This window comes from Pseudomonas sp. PSPC2-3 (genome assembly GCF_049898265.1).
In the GTDB taxonomy this organism is placed as follows: Bacteria; Pseudomonadota; Gammaproteobacteria; order Pseudomonadales; family Pseudomonadaceae; genus Aquipseudomonas; species Aquipseudomonas veronii.
This window is the reverse complement of record NZ_JAFCXJ010000008.1, coordinates 1-17355: the sequence shown is the minus strand read 5'-3', so window position 1 is coordinate 17355 and position 17355 is coordinate 1. Positions and strand designations below refer to the sequence as shown.

At 60.7% G+C, this 17355-nt stretch carries 15 protein-coding genes and 2 pseudogenes; 13 read left to right on the top strand and 4 right to left on the bottom strand.

Features of this window, described 5'->3' with window-relative positions:
* Positions 1 to 182: 182 nt before the first annotated feature.
* The gene (mutS, locus tag ACP7E3_RS18640; RefSeq protein WP_057005817.1) at positions 183 to 2774 is read left to right on the top strand and encodes a DNA mismatch repair protein MutS; all 2592 of its coding nucleotides are present in this window, start codon (positions 183 to 185) and stop codon (positions 2772 to 2774) included.
* Positions 2775 to 2916: 142 nt separating this feature from the next.
* Entirely contained in the window at positions 2917 to 3240 is a 324-nt protein-coding gene (gene fdxA, locus ACP7E3_RS18635; protein ID WP_003222178.1) for a ferredoxin FdxA, read from the top strand.
* 498 nt (positions 3241 to 3738) lie between these two features.
* On the opposite strand, the gene apbC is transcribed toward fdxA, so the two are convergent.
* Complete coding sequence (gene apbC / locus ACP7E3_RS18630) at positions 3739 to 4833, bottom strand: iron-sulfur cluster carrier protein ApbC (protein ID WP_426124019.1); 1095 nt, start codon at positions 4831 to 4833, stop codon at positions 3739 to 3741.
* Between the two features lie 171 nt (positions 4834 to 5004).
* Here apbC and metG point away from each other — a divergent pair, with 171 nt between their 5' ends.
* The 8 genes and pseudogenes from metG (at position 5005) to ACP7E3_RS18590 (ending at position 11656) form a co-directional block, all read left to right on the top strand.
* On the top strand, positions 5005 to 7056 hold the full coding sequence (metG, locus tag ACP7E3_RS18625; protein ID WP_108525860.1) for a methionine--tRNA ligase: 2052 nt from the start codon (positions 5005 to 5007) through the stop codon (positions 7054 to 7056).
* Positions 7057 to 7159: 103 nt separating this feature from the next.
* A complete protein-coding gene (locus ACP7E3_RS18620) occupies positions 7160 to 7732 on the top strand; it encodes an electron transport complex protein RnfA (protein ID WP_057005819.1) in 573 nt (190 codons plus the stop codon).
* Between the two features lie 17 nt (positions 7733 to 7749).
* Positions 7750 to 8121 (top strand): annotated as a pseudogene (gene rsxB / locus ACP7E3_RS18615) (electron transport complex subunit RsxB); the annotation flags it as partial.
* Positions 8122 to 8677: 556 nt separating this feature from the next.
* Positions 8678 to 9637, top strand: a complete 960-nt coding sequence (locus ACP7E3_RS18610; RefSeq protein WP_057005821.1) for an RnfABCDGE type electron transport complex subunit D — start codon at positions 8678 to 8680, stop codon at positions 9635 to 9637.
* Positions 9634 to 10218 (top strand): RnfABCDGE type electron transport complex subunit G, encoded by a 585-nt coding sequence (locus tag ACP7E3_RS18605; protein ID WP_426124016.1) that lies wholly within the window; start codon positions 9634 to 9636, stop codon positions 10216 to 10218. The genes ACP7E3_RS18610 and ACP7E3_RS18605 overlap by 4 nt, the downstream gene beginning before the upstream one ends.
* On the top strand, positions 10211 to 10705 hold the full coding sequence (locus ACP7E3_RS18600) for an Rnf-Nqr domain containing protein (protein WP_426124014.1): 495 nt from the start codon (positions 10211 to 10213) through the stop codon (positions 10703 to 10705). The genes ACP7E3_RS18605 and ACP7E3_RS18600 overlap by 8 nt, the downstream gene beginning before the upstream one ends.
* A 25-nt stretch (positions 10706 to 10730) precedes the next feature.
* A complete protein-coding gene (gene nth / locus ACP7E3_RS18595; protein WP_046384541.1) occupies positions 10731 to 11369 on the top strand; it encodes an endonuclease III in 639 nt (212 codons plus the stop codon).
* 107 nt (positions 11370 to 11476) lie between these two features.
* Positions 11477 to 11656 carry a PA3496 family putative envelope integrity protein gene (locus ACP7E3_RS18590; protein WP_017844628.1) on the top strand — a complete coding sequence of 60 codons (180 nt, stop codon included), beginning with the start codon at positions 11477 to 11479 and terminating at the stop codon, positions 11654 to 11656.
* Positions 11657 to 11743: 87 nt separating this feature from the next.
* On the opposite strand, the gene ACP7E3_RS18585 is transcribed toward ACP7E3_RS18590, so the two are convergent.
* The 3 genes from ACP7E3_RS18585 to ACP7E3_RS18575 form a co-directional block, all read right to left on the bottom strand.
* Positions 11744 to 12376, bottom strand: a complete 633-nt coding sequence (locus ACP7E3_RS18585; protein ID WP_017844627.1) for a response regulator transcription factor — start codon at positions 12374 to 12376, stop codon at positions 11744 to 11746.
* A 613-nt stretch (positions 12377 to 12989) separates the two neighbouring features.
* Positions 12990 to 14207 (bottom strand): argininosuccinate synthase, encoded by a 1218-nt coding sequence (locus tag ACP7E3_RS18580; protein WP_017844626.1) that lies wholly within the window; start codon positions 14205 to 14207, stop codon positions 12990 to 12992.
* Positions 14208 to 14336: 129 nt separating this feature from the next.
* The gene (locus tag ACP7E3_RS18575; RefSeq protein WP_057005827.1) at positions 14337 to 15245 is read right to left on the bottom strand and encodes a flagellar protein MotY; all 909 of its coding nucleotides are present in this window, start codon (positions 15243 to 15245) and stop codon (positions 14337 to 14339) included.
* A 156-nt stretch (positions 15246 to 15401) separates the two neighbouring features.
* On the opposite strand from ACP7E3_RS18575, the gene pyrC reads away from it, so the two are divergent.
* The 3 genes and pseudogenes from pyrC to ACP7E3_RS18560 form a co-directional block, all read left to right on the top strand.
* The gene (pyrC, locus tag ACP7E3_RS18570) at positions 15402 to 16448 is read left to right on the top strand and encodes a dihydroorotase (RefSeq protein ID WP_017844624.1); all 1047 of its coding nucleotides are present in this window, start codon (positions 15402 to 15404) and stop codon (positions 16446 to 16448) included.
* Positions 16445 to 17116: a ribonuclease T gene (rnt, locus tag ACP7E3_RS18565; RefSeq protein WP_017844623.1), complete on the top strand. Its 672-nt coding sequence runs from the start codon at positions 16445 to 16447 to the stop codon at positions 17114 to 17116. Before pyrC ends, rnt begins: the two co-directional genes overlap by 4 nt.
* A 118-nt stretch (positions 17117 to 17234) precedes the next feature.
* Positions 17235 to 17355, top strand: a pseudogene (locus tag ACP7E3_RS18560) (IS110 family transposase); the annotation flags it as partial.

The window sequence follows — 17355 nt, the reverse complement described above, 5'->3', positions numbered from 1 at the left end:
CGACAGATTTGAAGCTTGGCAAATGCTAATTTGCATTGACCATGCATTTTTATGCACTCACCGTGTCTTTTGAGCAGGCCTGCGAAGGGTCGACCTCGCGTGTTAACCTTGCCGCCATCGCAAAATCAGCCGGGCCAAGTGCCCCCTTTGCCACTCCTTTTAACGAATTCGCTAATTATCTGATGAGTAAAACCACTTCCGATCTGTCCTCCCACACCCCAATGATGCAGCAGTACTGGCGCCTGAAAAACCAGCACCCTGATCAGTTGATGTTCTATCGCATGGGCGATTTCTACGAGATCTTCTACGAAGACGCGAAGAAAGCCGCCAAGTTGCTGGACATCACCCTGACCGCGCGTGGGCAGTCGGCGGGGCAGTCGATTCCGATGTGTGGGATTCCTTACCATTCGTTGGAAGGCTACCTCGTCAAGCTGGTGAAGCTGGGCGAGTCGGTGGTGATCTGCGAGCAGATCGGCGACCCGGCCACCAGCAAAGGGCCGGTTGAGCGTCAGGTGGTGCGTATTATTACGCCGGGGACGGTGAGTGATGAGGCGCTGCTCGATGAGCGTCGCGATAACCTGATCGCTGCGGTGCTCGGCGACGAGCGCTTGTTCGGCCTGGCGGTGCTGGATATCACCAGCGGCAACTTCAGCGTGATGGAGACCAAAGGCTGGGAGAACCTGCTGGCGGAGCTGGAGCGTATCAATCCGGTGGAGCTGATGATCCCGGATGATTGGCCAAAGGACCTGCCGGCGGAACGTCGTCGTGGGACCAAGCGTCGCGCGCCGTGGGATTTCGAGCGCGATTCGGCGCTGAAAAGTCTGTGCCAGCAGTTCGCCGTGCAGGACCTCAAGGGCTTCGGTTGCGAAACCCTGACCCTGGCCATCGGCGCCGCCGGTTGCCTGCTCAGCTACGCCAAGGAAACCCAGCGCACCGCCCTGCCGCACTTGCGCAGCCTGCGCCATGAGCGCCTGGACGATACCGTGGTGCTCGACGGCGCCAGCCGTCGCAACCTGGAGCTGGACACCAACCTGGCGGGCGGGCGCGACAACACCCTGCAATCGGTGGTCGACCGTTGCCAGACCGCCATGGGCAGCCGCTTGCTGACGCGCTGGCTGAACCGTCCGTTGCGCGACCTGACGGTGCTGCAAGCGCGGCAGACGTCGATTACCTGCCTGCTCGACGGCTATCGCTTCGAAAAGCTGCAGCCACAGTTGAAAGAAATCGGCGATATCGAGCGCATCCTCGCGCGGATCGGCCTGCGCAACGCACGCCCGCGCGACCTGGCGCGCCTGCGCGATGCCCTCGGCGCCCTGCCGCAGTTGCAAGCGGCGATGACCGAACTGGACACGCCGCACCTGCAACAGCTGGCCGTCACCACCGGCACCTACCCGGACCTCGCGGCCCTGCTGGAAAAAGCCATTATCGACAACCCGCCGGCGATCATCCGCGACGGCGGCGTACTCAAGACCGGTTACGACAGCGAACTGGATGAACTGCAGTCCCTGAGCGAAAACGCCGGGCAGTTCCTGATCGACCTGGAAGCCCGCGAAAAAGCCCGCACCGGCCTGGCCAACCTGAAGGTCGGCTACAACCGTGTGCATGGCTACTTCATCGAGTTGCCGAGCAAGCAGGCCGAGCAGGCGCCCATCGACTATCAACGTCGTCAAACCCTTAAAGGTGCCGAACGCTTCATCACCCCCGAGCTGAAAGCGTTCGAAGATAAAGCGCTGTCGGCCAAGAGCCGGGCCTTGGCGCGGGAAAAGATGCTGTATGAAGCGTTGCTCGAAGACTTGATCAGCCGCCTCGCGCCACTGCAAGACACCGCCGCCGCCCTGGCCGAGCTGGATGTGCTGAGCAACCTGGCCGAGCGTGCGCTGAACCTTGACTTGAACTGCCCGCGGTTTGTCAGCGAACCCTGCATGCGTATCGTGCAGGGGCGCCACCCGGTGGTGGAGCAGGTATTGACCACGCCGTTTGTCGCTAACGATCTGTCGCTGGATGACGAAACCCGCATGCTGGTGATCACCGGTCCGAATATGGGCGGTAAATCCACCTACATGCGCCAGACCGCATTGATCGTGTTGCTCGCGCATATCGGCAGCTTTGTGCCAGCGGCCAGTTGCGAGCTGTCCCTGGTGGACCGCATCTTCACGCGGATCGGTTCCAGCGATGACCTCGCCGGCGGCCGCTCGACCTTTATGGTGGAGATGAGCGAAACCGCGAACATCCTGCACAACGCCACCGAGCGCAGCCTGGTGCTGATGGACGAAGTCGGTCGCGGCACCAGCACGTTCGACGGCCTGTCCCTGGCCTGGGCGGCGGCCGAGCGCCTGGCGCACCTGCGCGCCTATACGCTGTTCGCCACCCACTACTTCGAACTGACCGTGCTGCCGGAAAGCGAGCCGCTGGTGGCCAACGTGCATCTCAATGCCACCGAGCACAACGAACGTATCGTGTTCCTGCACCATGTGCTGCCAGGGCCGGCCAGCCAGAGTTACGGCCTGGCCGTGGCGCAGTTGGCCGGTGTGCCGAACGACGTGATCAGCCGCGCCCGCGAGCACCTCAGCCGCCTGGAAGCCACCGCCCTGCCCCACGACACCGTGGTCGCCAGCCCGAAGAAGAGCAACAGCAAATCCAACGCGCCACACCAGAGCGATATGTTTGCCAGCCTGCCCCATCCGGTGCTGGATGAATTGGCAAAACTTGACCTGGACGACTTGACACCGCGAAAAGCGCTGGAAATGCTCTATACACTGAAGACACAGATCTAACGCAGACGCTTGCAAGCTGATATTATCTCGCGCGGTTTGGGATGCTGCGGGCTTTTAGCCTGGCTCGCAGATTATCGCTCTCAAACCTCGCGGGCCCCACCATAAGGGGTTTCGCTGCCGCCGCCTGAGGAGAAAATTAGAAATGACCTTCGTCGTCACCGACAACTGCATCAAGTGCAAATACACCGACTGCGTAGAAGTCTGTCCGGTGGACTGCTTCTACGAAGGCCCGAATTTCCTGGTGATCCACCCGGATGAGTGCATTGACTGCGCCCTGTGTGAACCTGAATGCCCGGCCGTCGCTATTTTCTCCGAGGACGAGGTCCCGGAAGATATGCAGGAATTTATCCAGTTGAACGTCGAACTGGCGGAAATCTGGCCGAACATCACGGAGAAGAAAGAGTCGCTGCCGGATGCGGAAGAGTGGGATGGCGTAAAAGGCAAGATCAAGGATCTCGAGCGCTGACAGCGCCGCAGCCCAACAAAAAAGGCCCCTTGCGGGCCTTTTTTGCGTTCAGGGGCAGGCATTTCACTTTTCTGCAGGCGAAAAAAGGGGCGGTATGACCCGCCCACATTTTTTCCCTAGTCCCTGTATTCCTTTTTCATCATCCTGATGAATCGCATCCTGCGACGTTCCTTCAAACCATCGTTCCTTGATGGCTGTGTCAATCCGTGGACACAGGACTGATAGTAACCAGTTCCCAGGGAAGTACAACGCAACCCAACCCGTCGCCTGCCGAGCTTTCGCTCTCGCGAGCCAATAAATAATTGTTATATTTCAATTGATTAGAAATATGGCCAGACAATTCGCGACGTCCAGGAACGCAAAAAAAACCAAACACTTACGCGAGAGTAAGCAAATGCTTACACGAGCAACTGCGTAAGAGCCTGGCAAGCGATACCTGGCCGTTCGGCGGACAAGAAAAAGCCCCGACAATAGCGGGGCTTGTTTCCTGCGAATGACTCAGTCGTCGCTGACTGTAATCGTCGGCATGGCCGGTGAAGCCGCTTCTTGCAGGACAATCCGCGCGCCCACGTGACGCGCCAGTTCCTGATAAACCATGGCGATCTGGCCATCAGGCTCGGCCGCCACTGTCGGTTTGCCACCATCGGCCTGTTCGCGAATCACCATCGCCAGCGGCAGCGAGGCCAGCAGTTCGACGCCGTACTGGGTCGCCAACTTCTCGCCGCCCCCCTCACCGAACAGGTGCTCGGCATGGCCACAGTTGGAGCAGATGTGAACCGCCATGTTTTCCACGACGCCCAGCACCGGGATGTTGACCTTGCGGAACATTTCCACGCCTTTCTTCGCGTCCAGCAACGCCAGGTCCTGCGGCGTGGTCACGATCACCGCACCGGCCACCGGGACTTTTTGCGCCAGGGTCAGCTGGATGTCACCGGTGCCTGGCGGCATGTCGATCACCAGGTAGTCCAAATCGCCCCAGGCGGTCTGGGTCACCAGTTGCAGCAAGGCGCCGGAAACCATCGGCCCGCGCCACACCATCGGCGTGTTGTCGTCGGTCAGGAACGCCATGGACATCACTTCCACGCCCAGCGACTCGATGGGCACGAACCACTTCTGGTCCTTGATTTTCGGGCGGGCGCCCTCGGCAATACCGAACATCACGCCCTGGCTCGGGCCGTAGATATCCGCGTCGAGAATCCCCACGCGGGCGCCTTCGCGCGCCAGCGCCAGCGCCAGGTTGGCCGCCGTGGTGGATTTGCCCACGCCGCCCTTGCCGGAGGCCACGGCCACCACATTCTTCACATTGGCCAGGCCGGGGATCTGCGCCTGGGCCTTGTGCGGCGCGATCACGCACTGAATGTCGACCTTGGCGGAACGCACGCCGTCGAGGCCTTCGATGGCCATTTGCAGCATCTGCGCCCAGCCGCTCTTGAACAGACCGGCGGCATAGCCCAGCTCCATCCGGACCGACACCTGGTCGCCCTGGATCTCGATGGCGCGGACACAACCGGCACTGACCGGATCCTGGTTCAAATAGGGGTCGGTGTACTGGCGAAGAACGGCTTCCACCGCTGCGCGATTAACGGCGCTCATGGGCTACTCCCGAAAAAGACTGACTGAAACAGGCGGCTATCCTAACCGTTCCAGCGGCTTAACGGCATGCTTTCGCAGGTTGGGAAGATGCTGAAACAGCGCCACGGGGTGAAATATATTTGCCGGCGCTTTATAGTGGCCGACCTCCGTTTCATCGAGTAGCCGAGCCCCATGTCCGAGCCACGCAAGATCCTCGTCACCAGCGCCCTGCCCTATGCCAATGGTTCCATCCATCTTGGCCATATGCTTGAGTACATCCAGACCGACATGTGGGTGCGCTTCCAGAAGCATCGCGGCAATCAATGCATCTATGTCTGCGCGGACGACGCCCACGGTTCGGCCATCATGTTGCGCGCCGAAAAGGAAGGCATCACCCCGGAACAACTGATCGCCAATGTGCAGGCTGAACACAGCGCCGACTTTGCCGAGTTCCTGGTCGACTTCGACAACTTCCATTCGACCCACGCCGACGAAAACCGCGAACTGTCGAGCCAGATCTACCTGCGGTTGAAGGACGCCGGGCACATTGCCACGCGCTCGATCACGCAGTATTTCGACCCGGAAAAGAAAATGTTCCTGGCCGACCGCTTCATCAAGGGCACCTGCCCGAAATGCGGCACCGAGGACCAGTACGGCGACAACTGCGAAAAATGCGGTGCCACCTACGCCCCCACCGACCTGAAGAACCCCAAGTCAGCGATCTCCGGCGCCACCCCGGTGCTCAAGGATTCCCAGCACTTCTTCTTCAAGCTCCCGGATTTCCAGCAGATGCTGCAAACCTGGACGCGCAGCGGCACCCTGCAGGACGCCGTCGCCAACAAGATCGCCGAATGGCTGGATGCCGGGCTGCAACAGTGGGACATTTCCCGCGATGCGCCGTACTTCGGCTTTGAGATCCCAGGCGAGCCGGGCAAGTATTTCTACGTGTGGCTGGACGCCCCGATCGGCTACATGGCCAGCTTCAAGAACCTGTGCAAGCGCACGCCGGAGCTGGACTTCGATGCGTTCTGGGGCAAGGACTCCACCGCCGAGCTGTACCATTTCATCGGCAAGGACATCGTCAACTTCCACGCCCTGTTCTGGCCGGCGATGCTCGAAGGTGCGGGCTACCGCAAGCCGACCGGCATCAACGTACACGGCTACCTGACCGTCAACGGCCAGAAGATGTCCAAGTCCCGTGGCACCTTCATCAAGGCGCGCACCTACCTGGATCACCTGTCGCCGGAATACCTGCGCTACTACTATGCGTCCAAGCTGGGCCGTGGCGTCGACGATCTTGACCTGAACCTGGAAGACTTCGTACAGAAGGTCAACTCGGACCTCGTCGGCAAAGTCGTCAACATCGCCAGCCGTTGCGCCGGTTTCATCCACAAGGGCAACGCCGGTGTGCTGGTGGCCGAGAATGCCGCGCCGGAACTGACCGACGCGTTCCTGGCCGCCGCGCCAAGCATCGCCGATGCCTATGAAGCCCGCGACTTTGCCCGCGCCATGCGCGAGATCATGGGCCTGGCCGACCGCGCCAACGCGTGGATCGCCGACAAGGCACCGTGGTCGCTGAACAAGCAGGAAGGCAAGCAGGCGGAAGTCCAGGCCATCTGCGCCACCGGCATCAACCTGTTCCGCCAGTTGGTGATCTTCCTCAAGCCGGTGCTGCCGTTGCTGGCCGCGGATGCCGAGGCGTTCCTCAACGTCGCGCCGCTGACCTGGAACGACCACGCCAGCTTGCTCAGCAACCATCAATTGAACGAGTTCAAGCCGCTGATGACCCGTATCGACCCGGTAAAAGTCCAGGCCATGAGCGACGCGTCGAAAGAAGACCTGGTCGCCAGCCCGACCGACACCGGCGAATCGAACCCGGCTGGCAACGGTGAACTGGTCAAGGACCCGTTGTCCCCGGAGATCGAGTTCGACGCCTTTGCCGCCGTCGACCTGCGGGTTGCGCTGATTCTCAAGGCCGAAGCCGTGGAAGGTGCCGACAAGCTGCTGCGCCTGACCCTCGATATCGGCGACGAGCAACGCAACGTGTTCTCCGGGATCAAGAGCGCTTATCCGGACCCGTCCAAGCTCAATGGTCGCCTGACCATGATGATCGCCAACCTCAAGCCGCGGAAAATGAAGTTCGGTATTTCCGAAGGCATGGTGATGGCGGCCGGCCCCGGCGGCGAAGAAATCTACCTGCTGAGCCCTGACAGCGGCGCCAAGCCGGGTCAACGCATCAAGTAAGCCCTGCAAAACAGCCCTGTCGTCGCGGCGACAGGGCTTTTCAGCTAGTACCCCCTTCTCGCTTGCCGGATAATCAGGCCCTGTTCGCTTAACCGGCATGCCCATGACCGATATGCTCCTCACCCTTGTCAGCGCCGCCCTGATCAACAACCTCGTGTTGCAGATGCCGTTGGCCGTCGACCCGATATTGGCCGCGCATTCACGCTCGCGGGTGCATGCATTGGGGATTGCCACCACCGTGTTGATGGCAGTGAGCGGCGTGCTGGCCTATTTGCTGGATCACTACGTGCTGCAACCGTTGGGGTTGACTGCCCTGCGGCTGTGGGTGTTTTTACCGCTGACCGCGCTGCTGATCCGCCCCGTGCTCGGCGCGCTCATGCGCCTGCGCCCGACGCTGCCGACGGAAGGGTTATGGCCGCTGCTGCTGGGCAACGCCGGGGTACTGGGCGTGGTGTTGCTGGGCATTGAAGACGATGAGGGGCTGGCGCACATGGCGGCACTGAGCGTGGGCGCCGGGCTCGGCTTCTGGCTGGTGCTGAGCCTGTTCAGCGACTTGCGCCAGCGCATCGCCGACAACGACATCCCGCTGCCCTTCCGCGGCCTGCCGGTCGAACTGATCAGCGCCGGGCTGATGGCGGTGGCTTTTCTGGGTTTCAACGCAATGATCAAAGCATGAGCCTGATTCAACGTATCGACGCGCTGCTCCCGCAAACCCAATGCGGCAAGTGCGGGCACCCGGGCTGCAAGCCCTACGCCGAAGGGATCGCCCAAGGCGAAGCCATCAATAAATGCCCGCCCGGCGGGCAGGAAACGATCGGCGCGCTCGCGCAGTTGCTGAACGTGCCGGTACTGGCACTGGATACCAGCCGCGGCGAAGCGCCACCACAGATTGCCTACATCCGTGAGGCCGAATGCATCGGCTGTACCAAATGCATCCAGGCCTGCCCGGTGGATGCAATTGTCGGCGCGGCCAAATGGATGCACACCGTGATCATCGACGAATGCACCGGCTGCGACCTGTGCGTCGCGCCCTGCCCGGTCGATTGCATCGAGATGCGCCCGCTAGTGGCGGTGCTGCCGATTGTCGGCGGCCTGGCGACCAACGACCACGAGCGCCGCGCGCGCGCCTTGAAGCGAGACCGCGCACGGCGACGCTTTGAGCAACGCAACGCGCGCCTGCAACGGGAAGAAGAACACAAACAGGCCGAACGCCTGGCCCGCACCAAGCGGGCCGCGCCGTTGGCCGCCGTGCCGATCGATGCGGCGCAGGCAGCCCAGGACGCCGCGATCAAGAAAGCCAAGATCAACGTGGCGATGAGCCGTGCGCAGTTGCATAAATCCTTGAAGGCATTCGGGCATCCGCCCACCTTTGAACAGCAGTCGCAACTGATCGTGCTGCAACAACAGTTCGAAGCCGCGGAGCAGGCATTGGCCGCTCTGGAGGTGAACCCCGCGCCTGCAACGCCGGCCCCCGCCAACACCGCCGATCTAAAGCGCGCCAAGATCCAACTGGCAATGCGGCGCGCCGAATTGAAGAAAGCCCAGGATCGGAACGCCGACCCACAGCAACTGGCCGAGGCACACGCCAATCTCGACGCAGCACAGCGCCAGGTGGATGCACATGGCCACGCTTGAGCCTCAACAGGCCCTGCAACGGGTGTTGCTGGCGACACTGCCGGGTGGGCTGGCAATGTTCTGGCTGTTCGGTTGGGGCGTGTTGATCAATCTGTTGCTGGCGACGGGCTGCGCACTGCTGGTCGATGCGGGCGTGCAACGCCTGCGGGGGGCGCGTGGCGGCGATCTGAGCAGCCTGGTCAGCGCGACCCTGCTCGCCCTGGCACTGCCGCCCTATTGCCCCTGGTGGCTGTGCGTGGCGGCCGTGGCCAGTGGACTGCTGCTGGGCAAGCACCTGTACGGCGGCCAGCGCAACCCCTTCAACCCGGCGATGGTCGGGTATGCGTCGATGCTGGTGGCTTTTCCGCAACTCATGACACACTGGCCGACCACCCACGGCATGGACCTGCTGGCCGGCGCACAACAGGTATTCGGCCTGCACCGCGACGCGCCCGATGCCTGGGCCCAGGCCACGGCACTGGACGCCCTGCGGCTGAACAAAAGCCTGACCATCGATGAACTGTTCGCGCGCAACCCGGCATTTGGGCATGTCGGCGGCAAGGGCAGCGAGTGGGTGAACCTGGCGTTTCTGGCCGGCGGGCTGTGGCTGTTGCGCCAGCGGGTATTCAGTTGGCACGCGCCCTTGGGCATGTTGGGTAGCCTGTTTGTGATCAGCCTGCTGTGCTGGAATGGCTCGGGCTCTGACTCCCACGGCTCGCCGCTGTTTCATCTGCTGACGGGCGCCACGCTTCTCGGCGCATTTTTTATCGTCACCGAGCCGGTCTCCGGCCCAAAAAGCCCCAGGGCCCGGCTGCTGTTCGGGGTGGGCGTGGGCCTGCTGACGTATCTGATTCGCACGTGGGGCGGTTACCCGGACGGTGTAGCCTTTGCGGTGCTGCTGATGAACCTGGCCGTGCCGGCGCTGGAACGCCTGGTGGCCGCGAAACAGCCGGCGGTCAGCCTATGAAGTCGCACAGAGGCGTACTGCTGGCGTTGCTGATCGCTATCGGCGGCGGCACGCTGATCCTGACCCTTCAGCACCTGACTGCCGATCACGCCGCGCGCCAGGCCCTGGCCCTGCAGCGTCAGGCGCTGCTCGACCTGCTACCCGCCGACCGTTATGACAATCAGCCGCTGGAGCAACCGCTGCCGATCGCTGCGCAGCCGCTGGAGGAGAGCCAACTGCTGGGTGGCTATCGGGTCAGCCTGTCGGGCCAACCCAGCGCGGTGCTGCTGCGGTTGAGCACCAGCGGCTATGCCGGCCCGATCGAACTGCTGATCGCCATTGACCGCGACGGCAAGCTGCTGGGCATCAAGACCCTGGCGCAATCGGAAACCCCAAGCCTGGGCGGGCTTATCAGCCAGCCCGGCAACCTTTGGCTGGCTTCATTCAAGGGGCGTTCACGCACGGACATGCAAGACTCGACCGTCGATCAAATAGCCGGTGCCACCCTCACCTCTCGAGCGGTGATCAGCGCCACCCATGACGCTTTGCGCTATTTCGACGAGCACCGCTCATCCCTGCTGGAGCCCGACGCCCATGACTAGAGCCGTTGGCCTGGCCAATGCAGCGCTGCTCGCACCGTTGCTCGGGGTGACTGACACCCTGCCCAAAGCCCTGAGTTTCCTGGCGTTGTCGGCGCTGACCGTGACGCTCTACGGCCTGGTCATGCGCGCGGTACGCTCGCGCCTGAGCGCGTCCCTGCGGCTGGGTGCCAGCTTGATGGTCGCCGCGACACTGGTCAGTTGTGCGCAGCTACTGTTGCAGGCATTTGCGCTGCCGCTGTATCAGCAGTTGGGCATCTACCTTGCGCTGATCAGCGTGCAATGCGTCGTCCTGGAACACCATGGTTTCTTTGAGGCGGGCCAGCGCAAGGCGCAGCTACGGTTGGTCGGCCTGTTCGCCGCGCTCATGCTCGTCATGGGGTTGTTACGCGCCAGTGCCGCCACCACATTGATGCCGGCCGGGTTTATCCTGCTTGGGTTATTGCTCGCAGGGTTGCAAGCCTGGGCCCATTTTTCACAATCACGCTGACCGCCAGCAAGGAATCGCCTGCCCCATGAACGCCGCAAAACGCCTGGAAATTTTCCGCAGGCTCCACGAAGACAATCCGGAACCCAAAACCGAACTGGCCTACTCCACGCCGTTTGAGTTGCTGATTGCGGTGATTCTCTCGGCCCAATCCACAGACGTCGGCGTCAACAAGGCCACGGCCAAACTGTATCCCGTGGCGAACACGCCGGCAGCGATCCATGCCTTGGGCGTGGAAGGTTTATCCGAATACATCAAGACCATCGGCTTGTACAACAGCAAGGCGAAAAATGTCATCGAGACCTGCCGCCTACTGGTGGAGCGGCATGGCGGCGAAGTGCCGCAAACCCGCGAAGCGCTGGAGGCTTTGCCAGGCGTGGGCCGCAAAACGGCAAACGTTGTGCTCAATACGGCGTTCCGGCAACTTACCATGGCCGTGGACACTCACATTTTCCGGGTGAGCAACCGCACCGGCATTGCCCGCGGCAAGAATGTGGTGGAAGTGGAAAAACAACTGATGAAGTTTGTCCCCAAGCCGTATCTGCTCGATTCGCACCACTGGCTGATCCTTCACGGGCGCTACGTTTGCCAGGCCCGCAAGCCGCGCTGCGGCAGCTGTCGCATCGAAGACCTGTGCGAATACAAGGACAAGACGTCGGACGATTGAGGGATCATAGGTTTTTTCGATCTATCGATTGAAAAAATCTTTTTTACCCGCTCATGGAATATCGTTATAAGGAGCGCCAACGGCAGTCTTAGCCCGGAGTTAACGTTATGAGCACTGGCAAAGAACAACTGGAAGTGGACGATGACCTTGTCGAGTCGGATGACGATGGGCAGGAAGCACCTGTAGAGGTGGCCAAGACCAATCTAAGCAAACGCCGCACCATCGACAACCTTCTGGAAGAGCGACGCTTGCAAAAACAGCTGGCCGATTACGATTTCGACCTCTGATCAGCCGAGAACGGCCGGAAGCCTCCCTCACGGAGGCTTTTTTATGCCGATTCGCCTGGCTATCCAGCCATGGGGTGGCGCCCTCCTCTAGACCAGGCCATTGCGTTGAGCCAACTCGATCAGATCGACCAGTGAGCGGGCATTGAGCTTGAGCAGCAAGCGTGTCTTATAGGTGCTGACGGTTTTGTTGCTGAGGAACATGCCGTCAGCGATCTCCTTGTTGGTTTTGCCGCGCGCCAGTTGCTGCAACACCATCATCTCGCGTCCCGAAAGGCGCTCGACCATGTCGGCCTCGCTGGCGTTGCCCATGGTGGAACGCACCGAATTCAGCGCCTGGTTGGGAAAGTAGCTGTAACCGGACAGCACCGCCTTGATGGCACTCAGCAATTCCGTCAGGTCCTGCTGCTTGCACACGTACCCGGCCGCCCCCGCCTGCATGCAGCGCATGGAGAAATGGCCCGGCGCCTGGGAAGTCAGGACCAGCACCTTGAACGGTGTGGCCTGTTTGGTGGACGACAGCCGGCAGATAACTTCCAGGCCATCGAGTTTGGGAATTCCAATATCCAGTATGACAATGTCCGGCATATGTTCCCGTGCAAGTTGCAACGCATCGACACCGTTATCGGTCTCGGCAACGACCTCATAACCATGACGCTCCATTAGCATGCGCACAGCAAGACGAATGACGGGATGATCATCCACGATCAGCACTTTATTCATGAGAAAGTCCAATTTCGCTGTTCGAATTATTCAGAGCAAGCACAATAGCCTAGTCGTTTCCTAGTTGGCATAGCGTTCCACCCCAAGCAACAGCAAGCAGAGACCCAACCCACAACGAGATAGGAATTAACCTACAAAAAAACACCAACTCAGATGTTTCGAGTTTTATGGAGCCTTTCAGACCTTTCCGGGCTCGCACATATTTTGAGAGAAATATCCGGTGAATAGGGGGGCAACCGTAAACGCAGCGCACACCCGTTTCAGGAAATGCCCCTTGCATGTCGCGACCGCATGGGCCGACAGGTAAAAAAAGCCTGATGATTTCAGTTCCATTCAACATATTTATTTACACCATAAATTTCCTACAGAACTTTCCGCGACTTACATCTACGCCGCACTTTGGTGAGTGAATTTTCTGTAAGACATAGTTCCTACTCAGGTGTAAATAATTCATTCCTCGGCGGGCCAGGCATCAAACTTTCTGAAACGACGAACCTCGATAGACTTTAAACAAACCTAAACAACTTTAAACATCAGGATCGCCGCGCCTTTTTTACAGGCAAAAAAAAATGGCCCCTGAACAAGGGGCCACTTTTCATTTCGACGGGAACACTCAGAACAACTTGCGACCCTTGTTGGCCGCAATACGCATGCGCAGTGCATTCAACTTGATGAAGCCTGCTGCGTCCGCCTGGTTGTAGGCGCCGCCATCTTCTTCGAAGGTGGCGATGTTGGCGTCGAACAGCGACTCATCGGACTTGCGACCGGTGACGATCACGTTGCCCTTGTACAGCTTCAGGCGCACAACGCCGTTCACGTGAGCCTGGGAAGCGTCGATCATCTGTTGCAGCATCAGACGCTCAGGGCTCCACCAGTAGCCGGTGTAGATCAGGCTGGCGTACTTGGGCATCAGCTCGTCTTTGAGGTGAGCCACTTCGCGGTCCAGGGTGATCGACTCGATCGCGCGGTGGGCGCGCAGCATGATGGTGCCGCCTGGGGTTTCGTAGCAGCCACGGGACTTCATGCCCACGTAACGGTTCTCGACGATGTCGAGACGGCCGATACCGTGTTCGCCGCCGATACGGTTCAGGGTCGCCAGTACGGTGGCCGGGGTCATCTCGACGCCGTCCAGCGCGACGATGTCGCCGTTGCGGTAGGTCAGTTCCAGGTACTGCGGCTTGTCGGGAGCGTTCTCCGGGGAGACGGTCCAACGCCACATGTCTTCTTCGTGCTCGGTCCAGGTGTCTTCCAGCACGCCGCCTTCATAGGAGATGTGCAGCAGGTTGGCGTCCATCGAGTACGGGGACTTCTTCTTGCCGTGACGCTCGATCGGAATGCCATGCTTTTCAGCGTAATCCATCAGTTTTTCACGGGACAGCAAGTCCCATTCACGCCAAGGGGCAATCACTTTCACGCCCGGCTTGAGGGCATAGGCGCCCAGTTCGAAACGCACCTGGTCGTTGCCTTTGCCGGTGGCGCCATGGGAAATGGCGTCAGCGCCGGTTTCGTTGGCGATTTCGATCAGGCGCTTGGCGATCAGCGGACGTGCGATGGAGGTACCCAGCAGGTACTCGCCTTCGTAGACGGTGTTGGCGCGAAACATCGGGAAAACGAAATCGCGGACGAACTCTTCGCGCAGGTCGTCAATGTAGATCTCTTTGACGCCCATGGCTTGCGCCTTGGCGCGTGCAGGTTCGACCTCTTCGCCCTGACCCAGGTCAGCGGTGAAGGTCACCACTTCACAGTTATAAGTATCCTGCAGCCACTTGAGGATCACCGAAGTGTCCAGGCCGCCGGAATACGCGAGAACGACCTTGTTTACGTCGGCCATGCCATCACTCCACGGGGTTTTACGGAAAGGCAACGATTCTACCGATCAAAACCGCGAAATTACAGGGGCGCGACAGCAAATGAAGATAAAGCGACAGATTATGTCGAGCGGGCGACCAATGGTCGCACCTTATGACGTAGCGGCGGGGTTGCTCGGGCCCTTGGCTTGCACCGCCGGTTTCTCGGGGGCGGCCACGCGTTCGAGCTGGATATTGACGCGCCGATTGCGCGCGCGGTTGGCGGCATTGGTATTGGGCGCCAAGGGGTAGCTTTCACCGTGGAAACGCATGGTGATCTGCGACTCCGGCACGCCGTTGGCCTTGAAGTAGTCCATCACCGCCAATGCGCGACGGCGCGAGACATCGCGATTGGTCAGGCGATTGCCGCTGTTGTCGGAGTGACCGTTCAATTCGATATGGTTGACCGTCGGATCGGCCTTCATGAATTCGACGATCACCGCCAGCTTGCGCTTGGCCGCTGCGTCCAGCTCGATACCGCCACCGGGGAAGCCAACTTCGGTCTGCTTGACCTGATCGTAATTCATCGGCAGCAGCTTGGCGGTACACAGTTGATAGTCGTTGTAGGCTTTGTTGAATTTCACCGGCAACAGACGAATTTCCGAATAGCCGCCTTCACGCCCGTAATGCCGCACGGTCGGGCTGCGCCCCTCGAGCAGGCCATTGAACAGGCGCCCGGCCTGGGCCTGGGAACTGTTGAACAAGACATCGCCACTGCCGGCACGCACGGCGCCGAGGTTGATATCGCCGCGGCCCGGTTGCCATGGCGCAGCCGCCGCCAGCAGGGTCGCCGATCCTGCGCCGAGCAAGCCGTTAAAGGCTTTCAGACGGAATGTCGCCTGCTCGCCGGCCCGGCGCACGAACTCACCCGAGCCGAAATCGGTGATCGGCTGGGTCAAGCGGCACTCGAATTTGTCGCCCTCCACCTTCCACTCAATATTCTCCAGACGTGTCTGGAACGTGAGGGCCATCGCAGGCAGGCTGGCGAACACACTGAGCAGGGCTAGATAATGCTGGCGCACGGGAGGCTCCACTGGTTTCTACAACACTTCAAAGCGTCATACATCGTTAAGGCATACCAAAGGCTATCGGATGCATCCGGCAAAACTTGATAGCGAGTGCCTGCAAGAGTCTTTTCCGGTAGCATTCCCACCAGATTGACCCGCCTGGAATCCCCAATGTCCGACCGCCTGACCCTGCTGCGTCCCGACGACTGGCATATTCATCTTCGCGATGGTGCTGCGTTGCCCCACACCGTGGCCGATGTTGCGCGCACGTTTGGCCGCGCCATCATCATGCCTAACCTGGTACCTCCGGTGCGTAATGCCGCGCAGGCCGACGCCTATCGCCAGCGCATCCTCGCTGTACGGCCGGCCGGCAGCCGCTTCGAACCGTTGATGGTGCTCTACCTGACCGACCGCACCCAGCCCGACGAAATCCGCGAGGCCAAGGCCAGCGGTTTCGTACACGCCGCCAAGCTGTATCCGGCGGGCGCAACCACCAACTCCGACTCCGGCGTGACCAGCATCGACAAGATCCTGCCGGCGATCGAAGCGATGGCCGAAGTCGGCATGCCGCTGTTGATCCACGGTGAAGTCACCCGCGGCGATGTCGACGTGTTCGATCGCGAGAAGATCTTCATCGACGAGCATATGCGCCGGGTGGTCGAGCTGTTTCCGACCCTCAAGGTGGTGTTCGAACACATCACCACGGCCGATGCGGTGCAGTTCGTCACCGAGGCCTCGGCCAACGTTGGCGCGACCATCACCGCCCATCACCTGCTCTACAACCGCAACCACATGCTGGTGGGCGGGATTCGGCCGCACTTCTATTGCCTGCCGATTCTCAAGCGCAACACCCATCAGGTGGCCCTGCTGGACGCTGCGACCAGCGGCAACCCGAAGTTCTTCCTCGGCACCGACTCGGCGCCCCACGCCCAGCATGCCAAGGAAGCGGCCTGCGGTTGTGCCGGTTGCTACACCGCCTATGCGGCGATCGAGCTGTACGCCGAAGCGTTCGACCAACGCAACGCCCTGGACAAACTCGAAGGCTTCGCCAGCCTCAACGGCCCGCGTTTCTACGGGCTGCCGGCGAATACCGACCGCATCACCCTGGTCCGTGAAGACTGGACTGCCCCCGTCAGCCTGCCGTTTGGCGAGCTGACTGTTATCCCGCTGCGCGCCGGTGAAACACTGCGCTGGCGCCTGCTGGAGGAAAGCAAGTGAGTGAAGACCATTACGATGACGAACACGAGCACAGCGGTGGCGGTTCCCGTCACCCGATGGCCGAGCGGTTTCGCGGCTATCTGCCGGTCGTCATCGACGTAGAAACCGGTGGCTTCAACTGCGCCACCGACGCGCTGCTGGAAATCGCCGCGACCACCATCGGCATGGACGAACAGGGTTTTGTGTTCGCGGAACACACCCACTTCTTCCGCGTCGAGCCGTTCGAAGGCGCCAATATCGAAGCCGCGGCCCTGGAATTCACCGGGATCAAGCTCGATCACCCACTGCGCATGGCGGTGAGTGAAGAAGCAGCACTGACCGATATCTTCCGTGGCGTGCGCAAGGCGTTGAAGGCCAATGGCTGCAAACGCGCGATCCTGGTGGGGCACAACAGCAGCTTCGACCTGGGCTTCCTGAATGCCGCCGTGGCGCGGCTGGACATGAAGCGCAACCCGTTCCACCCGTTCTCCAGCTTCGACACCGCTACGCTCGCCGGCCTGGCTTATGGCCAGACTGTATTGGCCAAAGCCTGCCAGGCCGCCGGTATCGACTTTGACGGTCGCGAAGCCCACTCGGCGCGCTATGACACCGAAAAGACCGCCGAGCTGTTCTGCGGCATCGTCAACCGTTGGAAACAGATGGGCGGCTGGGAAGACTTCAACGACTGAAGTGGAATCCCGCACATAAAAAAACCGGCCTTCTCAGGCCGGTTAATGAGATGGTCACCCCCAACACCCTGTGAGGGCTACGCTTTCACGGGGTGTTTTGTTTTCGGAGGCCATCATCATGAGCGAGTCAGCACTGATCGGTATCGATCTCGGCAAACATACTTTCCACCTGCACGGCCAGGATAAGTCGGGCCGCGAGGTGTTTCGCAAAAAATGCTCACGAGCGCAGATGATGCAGT

What these genes read in the sequence shown, in the direction of transcription:
- mutS (WP_057005817.1), top strand. Translation starts at nt 183, where the DNA reads ATGAGTAAAACCACTTCCGATCTGTCCTCCCACACCCCAATGATGCAG.
- fdxA (WP_003222178.1), top strand. Translation starts at nt 2,917, where the DNA reads ATGACCTTCGTCGTCACCGACAACTGCATCAAGTGCAAATACACCGAC.
- apbC (WP_426124019.1), bottom strand. Translation starts at nt 4,833, where the DNA reads ATGAGCGCCGTTAATCGCGCAGCGGTGGAAGCCGTTCTTCGCCAGTAC.
- metG (WP_108525860.1), top strand. Translation starts at nt 5,005, where the DNA reads ATGTCCGAGCCACGCAAGATCCTCGTCACCAGCGCCCTGCCCTATGCC.
- ACP7E3_RS18620 (WP_057005819.1), top strand. Translation starts at nt 7,160, where the DNA reads ATGACCGATATGCTCCTCACCCTTGTCAGCGCCGCCCTGATCAACAAC.
- ACP7E3_RS18610 (WP_057005821.1), top strand. Translation starts at nt 8,678, where the DNA reads ATGGCCACGCTTGAGCCTCAACAGGCCCTGCAACGGGTGTTGCTGGCG.
- ACP7E3_RS18605 (WP_426124016.1), top strand. Translation starts at nt 9,634, where the DNA reads ATGAAGTCGCACAGAGGCGTACTGCTGGCGTTGCTGATCGCTATCGGC.
- ACP7E3_RS18600 (WP_426124014.1), top strand. Translation starts at nt 10,211, where the DNA reads ATGACTAGAGCCGTTGGCCTGGCCAATGCAGCGCTGCTCGCACCGTTG.
- nth (WP_046384541.1), top strand. Translation starts at nt 10,731, where the DNA reads ATGAACGCCGCAAAACGCCTGGAAATTTTCCGCAGGCTCCACGAAGAC.
- ACP7E3_RS18590 (WP_017844628.1), top strand. Translation starts at nt 11,477, where the DNA reads ATGAGCACTGGCAAAGAACAACTGGAAGTGGACGATGACCTTGTCGAG.
- ACP7E3_RS18585 (WP_017844627.1), bottom strand. Translation starts at nt 12,376, where the DNA reads ATGAATAAAGTGCTGATCGTGGATGATCATCCCGTCATTCGTCTTGCT.
- ACP7E3_RS18580 (WP_017844626.1), bottom strand. Translation starts at nt 14,207, where the DNA reads ATGGCCGACGTAAACAAGGTCGTTCTCGCGTATTCCGGCGGCCTGGAC.
- pyrC (WP_017844624.1), top strand. Translation starts at nt 15,402, where the DNA reads ATGTCCGACCGCCTGACCCTGCTGCGTCCCGACGACTGGCATATTCAT.